The sequence below is a fragment of the Streptomyces sp. DH37 genome (assembly GCF_029813835.1).
Taxonomy (GTDB): Bacteria; Actinomycetota; Actinomycetes; order Streptomycetales; family Streptomycetaceae; genus Streptomyces.
Window position 1 is genome coordinate 1 of the sequence record NZ_JARVKV010000189.1, and the last position, 452, is coordinate 452.

The window sequence follows — 452 nt, forward strand, 5'->3', positions numbered from 1 at the left end:
TGCTGGCCGACGAACGCGACCGGCGCTTCCTCCGGGGCATCGTCCGCGACGTCCTGCTCGCCGTCCTCGGCGGACTCACCGGCGTACTGGGCATGCTGCTGCTGTCCACCCAGGGCGGCCCCCGCCTGTCCGGATCCCTGCGGCTGTTCGAGGTCGTCGGCTACAACATGCTGCTGATCAGCTCGGTACTGGTCCTGCTGGTCCTCTTCACGATCACCACCCCCCGACGGTAACCCCCGACCCACACAGCGGCCCCGGCGGAGAAAGAGGCCGGGACAGAGGAAGGAGCCCGGGCGGAAAAAGGGAGACGGGCCCCGGCGGAGAAGGGGGACGGGCCCGGGCGGAGAAGGGCGGAGGGCGGAACGGGCCGGGCCCGGCACCACAGGGCACCGGCCACCACCGGGCCGAAAAAGGGGGTCGGGGCGGGGCGGAGAAGGGCGGAGGGCGGAACG

Annotated in this window: 1 pseudogene; it reads left to right on the top strand. The window is 72.6% G+C overall.

Features of this window, described 5'->3' with window-relative positions:
- Positions 1-233, top strand: a pseudogene (locus QC029_RS30605) (AarF/ABC1/UbiB kinase family protein); the annotation flags it as partial.
- Positions 234-452: the final 219 nt, after the last annotated feature.